At 41.0% G+C, this 15,422-nt stretch carries 19 protein-coding genes and 1 pseudogene; 9 read left to right on the top strand and 11 right to left on the bottom strand.

The genetic code is table 11. From position 1 onward, the window contains the following. Positions 1 to 90 precede the first annotated feature (90 nt). The 4 genes from ACYQ2N_RS09245 to ACYQ2N_RS09230 form a co-directional block, all read right to left on the bottom strand. On the bottom strand, positions 91 to 312 hold the full coding sequence (locus ACYQ2N_RS09245) for a DUF5348 domain-containing protein (protein ID WP_459998963.1): 222 nt from the start codon (positions 310 to 312) through the stop codon (positions 91 to 93). Between the two features lie 93 nt (positions 313 to 405). Then, positions 406 to 1,077: an IS21-like element helper ATPase IstB gene (gene istB, locus ACYQ2N_RS09240; protein ID WP_459998962.1), complete on the bottom strand. Its 672-nt coding sequence runs from the start codon at positions 1,075 to 1,077 to the stop codon at positions 406 to 408. Between the two features lie 23 nt (positions 1,078 to 1,100). Continuing rightward, positions 1,101 to 1,385, bottom strand: coding sequence for a type II toxin-antitoxin system death-on-curing family toxin (locus ACYQ2N_RS09235; protein ID WP_459998961.1), 285 nt, complete (start codon positions 1,383 to 1,385; stop codon positions 1,101 to 1,103). 11 nt (positions 1,386 to 1,396) lie between these two features. Then, on the bottom strand, positions 1,397 to 1,567 hold the full coding sequence (locus ACYQ2N_RS09230) for a hypothetical protein (protein ID WP_459998960.1): 171 nt from the start codon (positions 1,565 to 1,567) through the stop codon (positions 1,397 to 1,399). A 187-nt stretch (positions 1,568 to 1,754) separates the two neighbouring features. Between ACYQ2N_RS09230 and ACYQ2N_RS09225 the strand changes: the two genes are divergently transcribed. Next, on the top strand, positions 1,755 to 2,267 hold the full coding sequence (locus ACYQ2N_RS09225; protein ID WP_459998959.1) for a nuclease-related domain-containing protein: 513 nt from the start codon (positions 1,755 to 1,757) through the stop codon (positions 2,265 to 2,267). Here ACYQ2N_RS09225 and ACYQ2N_RS09220 read toward each other — a convergent pair. From ACYQ2N_RS09220 to ACYQ2N_RS09205, 4 genes and pseudogenes are all read right to left on the bottom strand, one after another. After that, positions 2,266 to 3,193 (bottom strand): annotated as a pseudogene (locus tag ACYQ2N_RS09220) (IS91 family transposase); the annotation flags it as partial. The gene ACYQ2N_RS09225 and the pseudogene ACYQ2N_RS09220 sit on opposite strands and share 2 nt — an antisense overlap. Continuing rightward, on the bottom strand, positions 3,186 to 3,437 hold the full coding sequence (locus tag ACYQ2N_RS09215; protein ID WP_460000499.1) for a tyrosine-type recombinase/integrase: 252 nt from the start codon (positions 3,435 to 3,437) through the stop codon (positions 3,186 to 3,188). The pseudogene ACYQ2N_RS09220 and the gene ACYQ2N_RS09215, both read right to left, overlap by 8 nt. A 106-nt stretch (positions 3,438 to 3,543) precedes the next feature. Continuing rightward, complete coding sequence (locus ACYQ2N_RS09210) at positions 3,544 to 3,738, bottom strand: hypothetical protein (RefSeq protein ID WP_459998958.1); 195 nt, start codon at positions 3,736 to 3,738, stop codon at positions 3,544 to 3,546. A gap of 5 nt (positions 3,739 to 3,743) precedes the next feature. Then, on the bottom strand, positions 3,744 to 4,016 hold the full coding sequence (locus ACYQ2N_RS09205; protein ID WP_459998957.1) for a hypothetical protein: 273 nt from the start codon (positions 4,014 to 4,016) through the stop codon (positions 3,744 to 3,746). A 286-nt stretch (positions 4,017 to 4,302) separates the two neighbouring features. Here ACYQ2N_RS09205 and ACYQ2N_RS09200 point away from each other — a divergent pair, with 286 nt between their 5' ends. From ACYQ2N_RS09200 to ACYQ2N_RS09185, 4 genes are all read left to right on the top strand, one after another. Further along, positions 4,303 to 5,250 carry a hypothetical protein gene (locus ACYQ2N_RS09200; protein ID WP_459998956.1) on the top strand — a complete coding sequence of 316 codons (948 nt, stop codon included), beginning with the start codon at positions 4,303 to 4,305 and terminating at the stop codon, positions 5,248 to 5,250. 136 nt (positions 5,251 to 5,386) lie between these two features. Then, positions 5,387 to 5,962, top strand: coding sequence for a GNAT family N-acetyltransferase (locus ACYQ2N_RS09195; RefSeq protein WP_459998955.1), 576 nt, complete (start codon positions 5,387 to 5,389; stop codon positions 5,960 to 5,962). 192 nt (positions 5,963 to 6,154) lie between these two features. Continuing rightward, positions 6,155 to 6,613, top strand: a complete 459-nt coding sequence (locus tag ACYQ2N_RS09190; protein ID WP_459998954.1) for a YdeI/OmpD-associated family protein — start codon at positions 6,155 to 6,157, stop codon at positions 6,611 to 6,613. A 138-nt stretch (positions 6,614 to 6,751) separates the two neighbouring features. Next, the gene (locus ACYQ2N_RS09185; protein ID WP_459998953.1) at positions 6,752 to 7,111 is read left to right on the top strand and encodes a TfoX/Sxy family protein; all 360 of its coding nucleotides are present in this window, start codon (positions 6,752 to 6,754) and stop codon (positions 7,109 to 7,111) included. A 323-nt stretch (positions 7,112 to 7,434) separates the two neighbouring features. Here ACYQ2N_RS09185 and ACYQ2N_RS09180 read toward each other — a convergent pair whose 3' ends face one another. Next, the gene (locus tag ACYQ2N_RS09180) at positions 7,435 to 8,505 is read right to left on the bottom strand and encodes a MinD/ParA family ATP-binding protein (RefSeq protein WP_459998952.1); all 1,071 of its coding nucleotides are present in this window, start codon (positions 8,503 to 8,505) and stop codon (positions 7,435 to 7,437) included. Positions 8,506 to 9,454: 949 nt separating this feature from the next. After that, positions 9,455 to 10,012 (bottom strand): carboxymuconolactone decarboxylase family protein, encoded by a 558-nt coding sequence (locus tag ACYQ2N_RS09175; protein ID WP_459998951.1) that lies wholly within the window; start codon positions 10,010 to 10,012, stop codon positions 9,455 to 9,457. A gap of 262 nt (positions 10,013 to 10,274) precedes the next feature. On the opposite strand from ACYQ2N_RS09175, the gene ACYQ2N_RS09170 reads away from it, so the two are divergent. The 4 genes from ACYQ2N_RS09170 to ACYQ2N_RS09155 all read left to right on the top strand — a co-directional run bounded on the left by ACYQ2N_RS09170 (position 10,275) and on the right by ACYQ2N_RS09155 (position 13,219). Beyond that, a complete protein-coding gene (locus ACYQ2N_RS09170) occupies positions 10,275 to 11,069 on the top strand; it encodes a VanW family protein (RefSeq protein WP_459998950.1) in 795 nt (264 codons plus the stop codon). 191 nt (positions 11,070 to 11,260) lie between these two features. Next, a complete protein-coding gene (locus ACYQ2N_RS09165) occupies positions 11,261 to 12,376 on the top strand; it encodes a DUF6765 family protein (protein ID WP_459998949.1) in 1,116 nt (371 codons plus the stop codon). A 325-nt stretch (positions 12,377 to 12,701) separates the two neighbouring features. Then, positions 12,702 to 12,812, top strand: a complete 111-nt coding sequence (locus ACYQ2N_RS09160; protein WP_459998948.1) for an RCKP-type rubredoxin-like domain-containing protein — start codon at positions 12,702 to 12,704, stop codon at positions 12,810 to 12,812. A gap of 38 nt (positions 12,813 to 12,850) precedes the next feature. Then, positions 12,851 to 13,219, top strand: a complete 369-nt coding sequence (locus ACYQ2N_RS09155; RefSeq protein WP_459998947.1) for a VOC family protein — start codon at positions 12,851 to 12,853, stop codon at positions 13,217 to 13,219. A 148-nt stretch (positions 13,220 to 13,367) separates the two neighbouring features. On the opposite strand, the gene hflX is transcribed toward ACYQ2N_RS09155, so the two are convergent. Next, entirely contained in the window at positions 13,368 to 15,167 is a 1,800-nt protein-coding gene (gene hflX, locus ACYQ2N_RS09150; protein ID WP_459998946.1) for a GTPase HflX, read from the bottom strand. Positions 15,168 to 15,422: the final 255 nt, after the last annotated feature.

Genomic DNA, 15,422 nt, shown 5'->3' with positions numbered 1-15,422 from the left:
AGCCCGAATGGAGATTTTACACGCGCGGCTCCTAATCCGCCTTCAGTTTCGGCTAATAATTCTTTGCCAGAGTCGGATCCATGTTTCGCCTCATAGGATCACGGTATAATCTGTAAGAGGATGGAGTGTAAATCGTGTTTTTGGCAGGATAATATACCAACTTTCATCGCGTTCTAAGCGGCACTGATAGTTTTTATTGCCAAGACCCAGAAGAAACGATTCACCGCAATACATGGGATAAAACTTCTGCCCAATTTGCGCAAACCATTGATCTTTTTCCTGATTAAAGCGTAAGACGGCTCTCTTTTTCATGACTCTCTTCTCCTCTCATAGTGAAAGGTTTGTATGGGGGGACATGAGATGACCTTTGCAATATTGCTGGAGGGGTAAGTCGGTTTATATCAGCTAAGGGTTTCTCACCAGAGTTTGCTCCAGGCGATATGATTCATTGACATTCATATTTAAAATATGAGATCTAAAGGTTAAACGGTCAATCAAAGCCGCAACCATGATTTCATTCTCAAACAGATCCGTCCAGCGCGAAAATTCAAGGTTCGTCGTCACGATAACACTGGCTCTTTCGGAGCGTTCGGAGATGACTTGGAAAAGCATTTCCGATTGATGGCGATTAAACGTTAGGTAACTGAGTTCGTCAAGTATGAGAAGCTCTACTTTAGCGAGGCTTTTCTCAAGCTTTGACAGTCGGTGGAACTCGATAGCCTCGGCAAGTTCGTTCGCCAAGTTGATTGCTGTATAGAATTTAACGTTAAATCCAGCGTAACAAGCTTTTAGACCGAGCCCTACCCCAAGGTGAGACTTCCCAGATCCTGGGTTTCCAATCATTACGACGTTCTGCCGCTTTTTTATATAATCACAAGTAGCCAGTTCCCGGATAAATGACTCCGATACATGTTCCAAACGATTATACTCAAACTCATCAAGCGTCTTCATCACAGGAAACCTGGCTTTTTTGATTCGGCGCTTTTGACTGGCAATTTGCCGTTGAGAGACTTCAAGCTGCATCGTATCGCAGAGGAATTTATCATAACCATCACCCGGAGAAAGTTGCCTCACCACATTTTCATAGGCTTCGTCATCATCTAATTGGTCTGAATAGCCGTTATCTTCAAAAGAATTGCCGCCGCATAGAAGCCAACTCTTTTATTGCCATCTACGAAACAGTGGTTTTTGGTAAGGAAATACCAAAGCATGGCAGCTTTCTCAAAGGGAGTAGGATATTTATCATAGCCGAAATGAGAATATTGCTGGTCAAGGATGCTTTTAATTTTAGTCTCCGTATCCCTGTAAAATTCGAAACTTCCGCCGAACATTTCAATGGCTTCTTTATGAATCACAAGGATATCGTTTAGATATAAAAGTTCCATGCTATCTATAACTACTCAGCTAATTTCTTAAGGAGTTTTGAGTGTTGAGATGTTACTTCCTTAATAGCCTTGGAAATTTTTCGATTATGATCACTGGAAGTATTCTGCTGAACACGGTTTTTTGGTTCTTTGGCAATAGCCATATGAACATCCCCCATATTATCTAAACTATCTTTATCCATATTGTACCACCCTTCATCAGTTCGAACAATTGTTAGTAGTTAATATGAAGGGATATAGTCTTAAATAGATAAGTTGAAAGAACGGGAACACTTCAGCTAACACGGCATTCCCGACACTTTGCCAATATGAATGTAGCTAAGGCGCGTCGGGAATACCTGGACGTTATATGAAATCGCTCTAATAAAGATGGTAATTCTGACCATGAACTATGTTTGTCGAATAATCTCTCTTTACGGGAGCTTTTGGAAAATTGCAGGATATTGCCATCCTGGGGTGGAATATGGAGAGAAAGGGAGAAGGGGCAGGGATATTGGCATGGCGCACATCATCAAAGAGCATAGTACTTTACAGGATCAATCGAAACGGAACTGGACAATCCTTGGTATAGTGTGGATAGTGGCGCTACTTACGTTGCTATTGCCCATCTTTGTTAAAGGGGCATTAGGAATATACTTTGTTCCCCTAGTTGTGATTGGAGTGGCGGCTCAGCTTACGTGGAAATCAATGATTATTATTCGGGGTAATATAGGAGAAAAAAGGGTCTTTAGGGAGTTAAAGGAGTTGCCCGAGGATTATTACATATTAAATGATGTGACGGTCAAAGTGGATGATAAAGAAGCCCAAATTGATCATTTAGTCGTTTCGAGTTACGGGTTATGGTGTGTAGAGACTAAGTCCCACTTTGGTAGGATTTCATAAGAATTCTCATAAAAAAGCCCATGGTAAATTCCGCGGCATCGAGCACCATCACTTTGGATTTACCGCCATCTTTATAATCCTTCCAGGAAAAACTGACCGACTGACCGTCAAACGACTGAATTCTGGAATTACCGATAGCCACTCTGTGCGTGTAACGGCCAAGATATCGCACAACATGAGCCGGAGATTTGAACGGTTTTTTGCAAAAGACGACCCAGTCATGGCGGTATAAACAGTCAACAAGGGAGAGAAAATTGCCCTTAAGTGCCAGCTTGGTTGCCTCATTAAAAAAGTTCAGGTTTCCCTCACAGTAGGCTTGCTTCAGAAGGTAAAGAAACTTTCCTCTGAACTTCTTCGAAATCACTTTAACCGGGATAAATAACTTCTTGCTTGAACGGACAAATCGAAGTCCATCATTGGAAAGGCCACCACCCGGCACAATACAATGAACATGAACAAGTGCGAAAGACATGTCTTTCGGGATGAAATGACAGATTCTGCCCCCAGGTATGCAGTACGGAAGTAACCCCGGTTGTCGCGCCAAGAAACTTAGGGTCCTTGGCCAGTTCAATTAGAGTATGTCCTGCTGATTGAATTAAGATAGAATAAAGCAGCCTCTGATTTTGAAAAACAAGGGTATTCAGTTCCTGCGGGATCGTAAAAACGAGGTGGAAGTAGCCGACAGGCAAGAGCTTGTCCATCTGAGTATCAACCCATTGCTCTTGAACAGAATGTTGGCATTTGGGACAATGCCTATTGCGGCAGGAGTTGTAAGAAACCTCCACAGAGCCGCACTCCGTACAAACCTCGGCATGGTATCCAAGTTTTGCGGTACGGCAGTGACGAATCATATTGAAGGCTTTGGCCTGAGCAGGAGACATAGAATCAAGACGGACGTGATTAAATATATCCTGAAGCTCAGGCATTTGAACCACATCCGTCATGAGGACTTCTTACAGAGGCAATATGTTTTGTTGATAGATGAATATAGTTAGAGGTCGTCGAAATATCGCTATGCCCCATAAGCGTTTGGATCGTACGCAGGTCGGCATTGGACTCAAGAAGATGGGTAGCGAAGCTGTGTCTAAGCGTATGAACAGTGGCAGGTTTCGAAATACCGGCCCTGAGCTTGGCAACTCGAAAGATACGTTGAATGTTCGTGGCGGCAATAGGTTTAATGGTGACTTAATAAGAAATTTGGTTAAGATTATCCAATATAAAACCAAAGCTACTTAGAATTAGAGCTTTGGTTACAGAAGTATTTTTACCAACGATTTCAAGGTCTATCACCGCGCGCTAAAATTAAGTCTGCTGCTAGTTTCTGAGATTTTGCAGCTTCATCTGAAGCTTTAGCTATTAAGCCTCTTAATGTATTGTCGAATATTTCTGTTTGAATAAGTGCAAATGCCAGCGCAGCCATTCGCGTATCCTTTTCGTAATCTTGCAACATATCCATATCACTAAAGTTCACTTGTATCACTCCTTAGTCATACTTTCATAGTATTGTTGAAGTTTACTTTTTGCGTTTTTAAGTTTTAAAGACTCGCTATTAAAGAAATTTTTGAGTTCTTGATCGAAACATTGTAAGGAGTAGTAGTCGCATTTTCGAGCAGTGACCTCGGTTTCACTAATTATTTTTACTAAATAAGCCCCTTCCTTGATCCTCTGTATTGTGGTTGGGTCTAGTTCTCTTAGTTGTGGCTGATTATAGTTAATCAGTTTAAATATGGTTGATAAGTCTAGTAACATTAATAAAACCTCCTAATGATTTATCACTATTTTATGCTTTCCCAAAATGTATTAAAAATTCCCATCTAATAGATTTTATGAAACCAATGAGACTTAATAAGAGGAAATAATCAATGGTGTTTGAAGAATTATTTAGTTTCCATCAGTATTGTTTAGGGGGCTACTGCAGATAACAGCGTATTCCCGACACTTGGTCAAGATAAAAGTGGTTGTGACGCGTCGGGAATATGCGGAACGTTATGTGCAATAACGGTACATGTTCCAATTTTGGGGAGGGAATCAGAAGTTGTTGTTAAGATTTTTGGCGGGGATGGTCTTAATCGTTTCTCTAATTTCCGTTAGTTACTCGGCATATTTTTACGGCTTACAGACTTGGCTATCTGGACGTAAATTGTTAGCTAAGATAAGGAGCGTAAAGATTAGTCCCAATCACCGCCTAGTTTTTATGGAAAAAGCCAAGACATTGAAGCGAGAGGAGGTAACCACTTTCTTCCTTGATTTAATCACTCTAGACTCTAAAGTAAAACGACGTATTATATTCTATGCATTTCCGATATCGGTAATATTAAGTATTCCTCCTAGTATTTTGCGCTTTAGTAAATTCACCACTTGGTTAGGTTTTTTTTGTGTGGTAATTACTCTATTAGGATTAGCAAAATTTTTAGGTCGGAATTATTACGGATACTACTTTGATAAAATTGGCTTTTATTTCTTGAAGTTATGCATATTTGCGATCTATAGTTTAAGCTTTTTTGTTGGGTATCTTAAATATCCAAGTAACGATGTATTTTTTATTTTTTCTCTATTAACAACTATTATTTTCTCAGTTTATTTCTTAAAGAGTATTATTGATGGTTTTGAACATATTTGGTTTTGTGTAGCAAACCTTCTTCTCGTATACGTGTATGATCTTTTAGCCATAGGATTACATTTCGGATTTTTCTACCTGCAAAATAATGAGATTTTCAAGTTGTTCGCAAATATACAGCAGTATAACTCATTGAACTTGGTTAATCTCTTGACGATAATTCAATTAGGCTTATTAAATTTTTACTCATTATCAACTTCTAGCATGGGGTTTGAGTCGTTGAAGAATTTTGCTCCATTTTTTGAATATATGTTTGGTGCTGTATTTAACGTGGGAATTATAGGTTTTTTTATTTCTTACATGGCATCAAAAATCTTTAAAAAAGCGTTAGATGAGGAAAATCGTAAGGGGATAAACAGCTTATAGGTGAAAGCAGTTTTTTGGGGGCCCGTTACTGCACATAACAGCGTATTCCCAACACTTGGTAAAGATGCATGTGGTTGGGACGCGTCGGGAATACGCAGAACGTTATGGGAAATTGGACGGAAAGGATGATATTAGTATGTACGAAATGCAAGGAAAAAAGATTGAGGTTCATCCTTTAAAACCCGAAAATTGGGAGAACTTCGTGAGTCTGTTTGGAGAGCATGGTGCATATGAAGGTTGTTGGTGTATGTGGTGGAGGATTCCGGAAAAGGAGTTCGAAGAACAACTCGGAGATGGAAATAAAAACGCCATGAAGGAGTTAGTACAAACAGGGACTATTCCAGGGATCTTAGCATATGTAGAGGAGCAACCTGCTGCCTGGTGCTCGCTCGGACCTAGAAGTAATTTTCCACAGTTACATAATAGTAATCTTCTGTTAGAAAAGGCTGAGGATAACGAAGTTTGGGCGATTGTCTGTTTCTTTATTGGAGAGTCATTTAGACGTAAAGGGCTAATGGTACCACTAATCCGTGCTGCGACAGAATATGCCATTTCTCAGGGAGCTAAGATTGTGGAGGCATATCCAATAGATCCGACAGAGGATTTGTCAGGATGTAAAGGATATACAGGAATTGGTTCCTCTTTTATAACAGCCGGATATAAGGAGATATTCAGAGACAAGGGACAATTAATCACGAGATATTGTACTTGAGATATTCTTTGGGGTGTCCAACTTCGCATAAACCAGCTAATTGCTGTCAAGGAAAAGTTTCTTCAGGCTATTGGAAAGAAAAATAAGGTATAGCAAAACTGGCCTACATAATGTAAGCTTAAAAAAGGTATGTAAATAAAAGGAATATAGTTGAATAATTAATTAGTGGAGAAGCGTAATAAATGAAGATTTATGAATTTGACGCAACGATTTAAAACGGATGGGACAATTGATTGGGGATACGTTGAATTTCCCTTTGACGTGGAAACAGAGTTCGGAACCAGGGGACAGGTTAAGGTAATTGCTACGTTCGATGGATACGAGTATAGGGGATCCTTGGCAAGAATGGGACACCACTGTCACCTCATCGGTTTAACAAAGAAGGTTAGAGCCGAAATTGGTAAAAACCCTGGTGAAGGAGTTCATGTTGTTATTAAACAGGATGTGGAGCCTAGGACGGTGGAATTACCAGAGGACTTTGAAAAGCTGTTAAACCAAAATCCGGAGGCCAAAATGTTTTTCGATAAGTTGTCATTTACCAATCGAAAAGAGTATGTACAGTGGATTACAACTGCGAAAAAAGTGGAAACAAGGGATAGGAGACTTAGGAACTCTATTGATAAATTACTTCAAGGTATTAAGGAGCCTTAAAAGCGGATCCTATAGGGTAGTCCTCTCGGGACGCGCCTTTTATGGTTGCGGTTGGAGGCTTATTCGGCTTCGTATGTATCTGACACGCTTTTTGCAGTTGCGTACACTTGACACTACTAATTTGTGGAGGAAATAAGGATGGCAGTAAGTGAAGGTTTCAAAGATTACGTCGTCGACCAACTTGAACAGTTGGGTTGCGTTACAATCAAAAAGATGTTCGGTGGTGCCGGTATTTACTATGATGGTTTAATTTTCGGGTTACTTGCAGATGACGTCCTGTATTTTAAGGTGAACGACTCCAATAAATCAGACTATGAACAAGCTGGAATGGAACAATTCCAACCATTTCCTGACAAACCCATGGTAATGCCATATTACGAAGTACCTGTTGAGATTATAGAAAACAAAGAGCGGTTATCGGATTGGGCTCGGAAAGCTCTATTGGCATCCAAGAATAAGCCTTCTAAGGCCCAAAAAGGCAAGAAATCTGCAAAATGATAAACTTCTAAAACTAGTCAATACTTAGACGGACTGAACAAATCAGCAACAGTACAAGTTTGCACTAGGAGTGGGTACGTTTAGTGTGGTTCGGGAAATCTGTGTAAAAGTATAAATGGATTTGTGCAAGTAGGCATTTGCCGACGTCCTAACACTAAGCCAAGATGCATGTGGTTACAAATTTGCAAAGAATTTCTTTAGAAAATCCAATTATCGTTGGCCTAATTATATTAATAATTGTACTAAGTTTCAGGCTGAAGATATTTTTTTAATACGGTCGGATGAACGCTTTGGAGAGATATTTTTAACGGCTTTAGGTTTATTTAATGCGCCCCTAGACGTTTTCGAAGTTTATCCCAAAAAGAAAGGATCCCTTCGTTGGGTACAGGCTGAGACGTTTTTCCCCCAAGAGTTTGGGCCATTTGGAGGATACGACGAGAAAAATCCAAATGTGGATGGGACAGAAAGAGAGGAAAGCGCTCTTTAATAGAACGGGTAATCCATGGGTCAACGGGGAGCCAGCCTAAGGTAACGGGTTCCAAATTCAAAAAATGCCTTGAGGCATCCATAAGTGAGCGAATGCACTTTCGTGCCTCAGATTCTGATTCACAGCGATTCATGACAATATGGGGTCGAATCCCTGGATTCTGATAGGCTAAGGCTTTTAATAAGGAATAGGCATCCATTAGTGCATGGGGCTCTGGATTAGAGAGGAGAATGAATTCATCAGCCACGCCAAGAAACATAAGAACCAGTTCTGAAATTCCAGCACCTGTATCCAATATTAAGACATCACAGTCTGCTTCCAAATCTCGAAAGCCCGCTGAAAGACGATTAAATTGAATGGGATCTAACCGGGTTAAACTACTAATACCACTGGAGCCAGCCAGAACTTGGAGTCCACCGGGGCCTTTTTGAAGAATTTCCTTTAAGGTGTACTCTCCGGCAATGACATGGCCAAGGTTTAGAGAGCTCTCAAGTCCAAGAAGTACATCGATGTTAGCCATGCCGAGATCAGCATCGAGGAGGATGACGCGATGGCCTAATTGACTTAGGGCCAGGCCAAAATTAATCGAAAAGGTCGTTTTACCCACGCCGCCTTTACCACTTCCCACGGCAACGACTTTGGTAGCGTGAGGAGCAGAAACGGCTTGAGGCAGAGTGGTGCTCCAACTTTGGGTTTCTCTGGACAGAACCGTAGAAACACAGTGTTCTAGCCCGGGTGATAACCAACGAATTTCCGTACCAACGGGTAGCAAAAGGAGATAACCGCGATACAAGGAAAGGAGTAATTCGATTCGATCAGGAAAGACTGCCCGCACTTGAGCTTGGTATGTGTCTTGATAAAGGGAAGAGTTTGTCGTGAAGAGGAGAGATTGCCCCGACTGTATCACTGTAAGCGTTCACCACCGGTCGAACTTTTTTTATATTTTCGACAGAAGGGAGTTTATCCCCTTTTTAATCTTAAAGAAAAGGCTCATTTCTTTTAATGAGAGGTTGCTTATAAGATCTCAAGAGTTTTTAACTTGCCAATTGATAATGCTTGGACTTGCAATCGGATTTATTCCAACTGGAGTAGGTATGCTTTTAATTTATCAAATAGCCAAGAAGCACCCGGGTTCAGCTAGGAACTTACAACTTGAACAAGAGGAGCGGAATATCTATATTAACTCTAAGCTGGTCATACGGCTTTTTGGATTTCCTACTGGTATATCTTCCTTGCTTCAGTATTTAGCAATGCCGTTAACGTGTCAATGCAGGAGTTTGCAATCTTCACACTGATATTGATGCCCGTTCTATATTTCCTTTTTGTTGCAATATACCATAGGAAATATTAAGTCGAATTAGCGAACAAGTCGTTTGAGACGGCTATAGGGGCCGCCGTCCATGGCGGCCTCTAGCTTTGGGGGCGTTCGGCTTCGAACAGAGTGTTTGCAACATTTTGCCAATATGCAAGCGGTTGGGACGTGTCGGGAATGCTCAGAATGTTAGCCGAAATATCCTACCCACGTAATCCTGAATTAGTTATGCCTGAACTGCTTTGTGGTCTAGTTTGTGTGAAATGTCTTTGGAGAATGAGAAAAGACCCCCTTGGTAGAGGTCTTACAGATTCACAAAGAAAAATTCCGTGTATATTTCTTGTATTTTTAACGGGTCATCGATGTAAGCAACGCCTATGATATGGATAAAAACCGAACGCTTTAGTGGTATTGTCTTTGATATTCTAGTTGTAAAAGGATAACCAAGACTGGGTCAAAATAGCTTTGAGGTATCGATTGCCTTTCTTGGTTTTAGCGGGCCGCCGAATACCGCCCGTCTCATTATTTTGAGGACATAGTAGGGTTATAGAGTGCATTTATCGGAGAAACCAGCCGGTGGGACTCCTAAGGCCTGGATCAACCTGGCCCAATAATTGACCTGTGCAGCAGTAGAAGCTAGTATAACAATTTCCCGTTCGGAAAAGTTCTTCCTAAGTTCCTCGATTAGGGGTGCGGGAAAGGAAAGGGGACTTTTTGATACACATTTTGCATATTCCATCGCAAGTTTTTCACGGTCGGAAAACGTTTTTACTTTACTTTGTTCAGTACGTCCTTGGAGGACTGACATTTCTTCCTCGGTTATCCCGACCTTATCAAATTCGAAGGAGTTTATGTCAATACAGAAGGGGCATGAAACTGTAAATGACGATTGTAACCGAACTAGCTTAAGTATCCGCTTGTCTAAATCCTTTTTACCATCAGCCACAAGGGATTCAAGGATTCCCGAACCGATCGCGGTTTTTGGATACCAGGCAAGAAGTTTAGGCGGAAGAAGGTCCTTTCCTGTAACAAGTTTGGTAATCCAAATCCCTATTCTCAAATAGAATGGTATTTTCCTTGGTGGATTGATAAAAGCTTTCATGCATTAACCCCATTTCAACATTAATCTTGCCTTTAATTATAATCTCAAAGTCGATTGTAGTCAGTATGTTTACGAAGGAGTCCGGAGAAGGCCTTTCCATCGAGAATTCCCAACTTAGCCCAAGATGTATGTGGTTCGGGCGCGTTGGCAATGCGCGGAACGTTATATGCTATATCCGCACATATAGCAGAAGGAGTGGATTATTCTGGCATTAAAGTACAACTATCAATCTGAAAGGCCAGTATCTCGTTCCAATTTTCGCATGTTTCTGGGGAAGTTATACTTCACCTGGCGTCGTTATTATATATGGAAATTTAATCGGTCAATAAGATATGCATCCACTTCAAGAACGATAGAGCTTCCTAACATAGTGACATCTCATAAAACTCCATTGTACAGACGGCTGCGTAACGTTGATATGTGGTTACAAGAGAATAAAGTAACTAACCTCAAGTTAGCTTCTGAAAAACTTAACGGGATCATGCTAAAACCCGGAGAGACATTTTCCTTCTGGCGTTTGGTTGGGAAACCAACAAAAAGAAAAGGTTTTTTGGACGGGATGGTTCTAACAAATGGTTCATTTACCGCTGGAGTAGGCGGCGGCCTATATCAACTTTCAAATCTCATCTATTGGATGGCCCTTCACACGCCGTTAACGGTCACGGAACGTTGGAGGCACACACATGATGTTTTTCCTGATGCAAATCGGACTCAGCCATTCGGAAGTGGTGCAACCGTTGTTCACAATTATGTGGATTTACAGATCAAGGATGATACACCACATAATTATCAACTTTTAGTCAGGGTTGGAGATTCGGACTTAGAGGGCGAATGGCGATGTGAGCAACCATGCCCATTCAAATATAAGATCTATGAGAGCGAACATTTAATAAACCAGGAATGGTGGGGAGGGTACATGCGCCATAACGTTATCAGGCGTAAAGTTTTAGACCATAACTACAATGAAATAGCAGATGATTTTGTTACAGAGAATCATGCGATTAACGATAAGCTTTCTATCTTTAGACTTTTTTATTGTATGAACGAACATAACTAGTCGCCCCCTTAATATATATTATTGGTTTATATATTAAATGGTTCACCCATTAGAAAGGAATAAACATGTTTCTACGAAATTAACAGCACCCCGGGGGTATTCCTCATGGGTTCGGCTCATCGGCGTCGTGAATGCCAAGCTGTTATGTAAATTGACATAAATCCCTGATAAAAGTTACGAGGAGGGCACATATGAAAAGAGATGCCCATTACTATGCTATTCTGGCATTATGTCGAGCTTGTGGTTTTAACAAAGTCAGTGCTCATGTCATTGCGTATGCTTCACAATTTGTGGATGATGCTAAAATAAATCTTATGTTTTTTAATCATTCAAAAATTAATATTGAGTATGATATTGTTGAAAATCGGCCTGCTTTTTTTAATATGGCCACTTGCCATTCTTACTTTCGGATTAAAACATTTAATTACGAGGCTATGGTAAACAATACAAGTGCCTTTCATTTTGTGCCAGGGTGTAAAGGTGAGAACTTCACGAAAAAGCTTCGTTGCAAGGAAGAATCACCGGTAATTTTAGATATATTAAACGATGTATTCCTTGTGGATGACTTAATTAAGCTAGGTATCGTTTTGCACGCATACGCAGATACATTTTCTCACCAAGGTTTTAGTGGGATATTAAGTAAAGTAAATGATATTAAGTATTGTGAAGCAAAAACGGAAGCACGCTTAGGGTTAATCGACAGAATTATGTATGTACTTAGGCAATTTAGTCAGGATAAATATGAGGAATTATTTGATCGTATTATGCCTGCCTACGGACATGGACAAGCAATGGAATTCCCAGATATACCCTATTTGATGTGGTCGTATGAATATGACTATAGTGATGAATTTAATGGTTCTTATACGATGGTAGAGATAGATAATAAAGATAGATTTAAACGAGCATTTAATAGTATTAAAAAACATTTAGACGTATATTTAATTAAACATAATCAATATCTTGATAGTACTTTGAAGTTTGGAAACTTTGATATGCTTATGGATACGCTTGTATTGGAAAACACGGATAAAATAAGGGAAGAGAATTGGATAACATTTCTAATAGAGCATGGACTATTTAATAAGGATGACCTTGATTTGATAATCTACGAGGAAAACACATGGCTGAAAGAAGCTTTTGCTAATTTTAATCCGCAAGTTTTTGATCGTCGGAAAGTAGAAGGAGTTCAATTGGCGGATGACTTTATGAATTCTCACTGGTATCATTTTTATTTAGCTGTTAAATGGTATAAGAAAAAGTTCTTCCAATACTGTTCCAAATACCAATTAAGCATTCCTGTCTAACGTTTATTCTTTTAAGTGTGAGGATGAGGTTGGGACGCATCGGGAATAATAATCCAATAATCTTGACGTGAAAATCGATGGTGTCATATAATTATATGATACCGATTGGTTGCCGAATTCATATAAATGGAGGGCTGTGATGTCACTTTGTAAACACAACTTCAGACCCGTACCTTGCAAAATACTGGAATTTGGCCCTGCGACAAGTTGGATAAGGATGAGGAATAGGAAACCGAAGACACGGATAGCGGCTATCATTCAGGGCCTACACGCGTCGAGCGGAAATAGATGAATCTAAAAATGTTATGAGAAGAAGGTGGAAAAAATGGCAACATGGAAATGTTCTCAGTGTGGTGAAGAAAAGGAAGGAAGATGCAGGCCACAGAAGTGTCCCAAATGTGGAGCAACTAAGGAGTCTTTTGAAAAGAAAGAGTAAAGGACCAACTATTTATGGGTAAAGACCAGGAGGAAAACATGAAAAGTGCAAGTCCTTTTGTGATTGTTGACAATTGTAAAGAAGCAATTGAGTATTATCAAAATATTTTTGGCGGAGAAGTTAAAATTCTTAATGAACACGCTGGAAAACTTATGCATGCCGAATTACATTTAGGCAGTAGCCTAATCCATTTTGCTGATTCTATGGGCAAGGTATTTTCTAAAGGTGAGAACGTAAAAATAATTTTACAATTCGAGAACGAAGATGAAATTAAAAAAGCATATCAAGCACTAAGTAGTGAGGGACAAGTCGTTGTTGAATTACAAGAAACATTTTTTGGAGCATTACATGCAGATTTAACCGATAAAAATAATATTGAATGGGTTCTCAATTATTTTAGATCATAACTAACGGTAAACTGACCGGACAGTACAAAATTTAATTAGGAATGGAAGTTCTCATAAGATAGTATTTATTGTTGCAATTGGATTTGAAGTATTATTTGAAGCTTATTTCGCTTCGAAAAGGAAAATCCATTGACATGAGGTTCCAAAATTACTCACTGCTAAGGTAAGCTCCAACCCTTACCAGCAGCTGCTTGTCCAATTCCACTTTAACCAAAGTCGCGCTGTGGCTATAGGCTACATCAAGGACATTGCCATGAGCGTAGAGCCATGAAATTATCGCCCCATCTGAAAATGGTACAGATAACTGAACTTGGACACGGTTGGTGTAGAGTGCACTTTCAATAGCCTGCTTAAGTTTATCAAGTCCTGTGCCATGTTTAGCGGAGATCTCGACAATTTGGCGATCTTCATGCAGCAGGATGACGGGGTTGTCTGCTGTCGACTTATCAGTCTTGTTCAATACGACCATAGCCGGTTTCGAACCCGCGCCGAGCTCAGCAAGAATTTTATCTACGATATGCACATGGTCCTCTACTTGAGGGTCGGACGCGTCAACAACGATCAGGATGAGATCGGACAGTGCCACTTCTTCTAAGGTGGATTTGAAAGCGTCAAGGAGGTTGGGCGGGAGCTTGCGGATAAATCCGACCGTGTCGGTGAGTAGTACCGTACTGCCGTTGTTCAACCCTAACTTGCGTGTGGCCGTGTCGAGTGTCGCGAAAAGTTTGTCTTCAGCGAGTACATCTGCCCCACACAGGGTATTTAGCAGAGTTGATTTACCTGCATTGGTATAACCTACGATCGATACAACCGGGATGCCACTCTTCTTGCGATAACTGCGCAACACTTCCCGCTGGCGACGGATATCTGAAAGCTGTTCCTTTAGGTATGCGATGCGCCTGCGTAGGGTGCGGCGGTCGGTTTCCAATTTAGTTTCTCCGGGGCCGCGTGTTCCGATGCCCCCGCCCAGACGGGAAAGAGCTTGTCCGACTCCCATGAGCCGGGGAAGCTGGTATTCCATTTGTGCCAGTTCCACTTGCAGGATGCCTTCCCGTGAACGGGCCCGCTGGGCAAAGATATCCAGAATCAAGCTGGTCCGGGTCAATACTTTCAGTCCGACCGCTTTCTCGACATTACGCTGTTGAGCGCCGGTCAATTCTTCATCAAAAATTACAATATTTGCTTCCGTCGTTTGGGCCAGTAGCCGTAGTTCCTCAATCTTACCTTGACCCACGATTGTGGTGGAATTACGGGTTTCACGTTTTTGCCTAAGGTGCCCGACTACAATTGCTCCGGCGGTGTGGGTGAGTTCTTCAAGTTCAAAGACTGAAACATCTGCCTCGTCGACACTGCTCTGATGATGAGAGTCTCGCGTATACAGGCCAACTAAAATGGCGCGCTCTTCCTTATGTTTGTTTAAAGTTATCGTTTTCCGTAGAGTTTTATCAGCATCGGCGATCCGTTCGAGCAAGATGGCAAAATCTTGATGATCGGGACTATAAGGCCCGATCATCTCAACTTCGTCAGGGCTTAGCGCTGAAAGTATTCCTACATATATGTCCTGTGGGCTTCGATTCCGTACCCCTACGGCAATCATGGCATCAAGCCGCAAAATCTTGAGAGAACTAATATCGGGAGCAGACAACAGACCGCTTCCATTCGGATGGGTATGGATACACCGGGTACCGGAAAGACGACTGATATTTCGTTTGCCCTCGACCGCTGATAAACTTACAGTACTATTGTTGCCGACGCTTACGTCGATAATATGTCCCTTCCGGTCAAGGTAGAGCGCGAGTTCGCGGTTGATATCCGCTGATATATAAGAGATTTTCAGGAGTAGCTCTTCTGTCCACAGGGAGTCCTGGGGAATAAGCAGATCAAATAGGGCATCCAGTTCTGCCAGTACTGAATTTTTCAGGCCTTCCGTTTCGCCGTTGATTCTCATAATAACCCCTTTGTAATTTAATGAAATTAAGGTAAGCAAAACCTCTTGTAGGTTTCCATTTCCGGAATTTCGGGCATGTGAACACCTCCGGCCTAGTTTTTTTAAGTAAAAAGGTGTAAAAGCGGTTAATAAGCCTCTAATGGGAGATGTTAACACAATTAGTTTCGATTTTCCACTTGATTTATTCCGATTATATCCTTATAATAAATTAGACTCGTTAATACTGGTGAAGTAACAGAAACCTTCCGATTGCCC

This window comes from Paradesulfitobacterium aromaticivorans (assembly GCF_054657415.1).
This window is presented reverse-complemented; position numbering and strand designations above follow the sequence as displayed.

What these genes read in the sequence shown, in the direction of transcription:
- ACYQ2N_RS09160 (WP_459998948.1), top strand. Translation starts at nt 12,702, where the DNA reads ATGGCAACATGGAAATGTTCTCAGTGTGGTGAAGAAAAGGAAGGAAGA.
- ACYQ2N_RS09175 (WP_459998951.1), bottom strand. Translation starts at nt 10,012, where the DNA reads ATGAAAGCTTTTATCAATCCACCAAGGAAAATACCATTCTATTTGAGA.
- ACYQ2N_RS09190 (WP_459998954.1), top strand. Translation starts at nt 6,155, where the DNA reads ATGAATTTGACGCAACGATTTAAAACGGATGGGACAATTGATTGGGGA.
- ACYQ2N_RS09185 (WP_459998953.1), top strand. Translation starts at nt 6,752, where the DNA reads ATGGCAGTAAGTGAAGGTTTCAAAGATTACGTCGTCGACCAACTTGAA.
- ACYQ2N_RS09230 (WP_459998960.1), bottom strand. Translation starts at nt 1,567, where the DNA reads ATGGATAAAGATAGTTTAGATAATATGGGGGATGTTCATATGGCTATT.
- ACYQ2N_RS09245 (WP_459998963.1), bottom strand. Translation starts at nt 312, where the DNA reads ATGAAAAAGAGAGCCGTCTTACGCTTTAATCAGGAAAAAGATCAATGG.
- ACYQ2N_RS09235 (WP_459998961.1), bottom strand. Translation starts at nt 1,385, where the DNA reads ATGGAACTTTTATATCTAAACGATATCCTTGTGATTCATAAAGAAGCC.
- ACYQ2N_RS09165 (WP_459998949.1), top strand. Translation starts at nt 11,261, where the DNA reads ATGAAAAGAGATGCCCATTACTATGCTATTCTGGCATTATGTCGAGCT.
- ACYQ2N_RS09195 (WP_459998955.1), top strand. Translation starts at nt 5,387, where the DNA reads ATGTACGAAATGCAAGGAAAAAAGATTGAGGTTCATCCTTTAAAACCC.
- ACYQ2N_RS09205 (WP_459998957.1), bottom strand. Translation starts at nt 4,016, where the DNA reads ATGTTACTAGACTTATCAACCATATTTAAACTGATTAACTATAATCAG.
- hflX (WP_459998946.1), bottom strand. Translation starts at nt 15,167, where the DNA reads ATGAGAATCAACGGCGAAACGGAAGGCCTGAAAAATTCAGTACTGGCA.
- ACYQ2N_RS09170 (WP_459998950.1), top strand. Translation starts at nt 10,275, where the DNA reads ATGTTTCTGGGGAAGTTATACTTCACCTGGCGTCGTTATTATATATGG.
- ACYQ2N_RS09155 (WP_459998947.1), top strand. Translation starts at nt 12,851, where the DNA reads ATGAAAAGTGCAAGTCCTTTTGTGATTGTTGACAATTGTAAAGAAGCA.
- ACYQ2N_RS09225 (WP_459998959.1), top strand. Translation starts at nt 1,755, where the DNA reads ATGGTAATTCTGACCATGAACTATGTTTGTCGAATAATCTCTCTTTAC.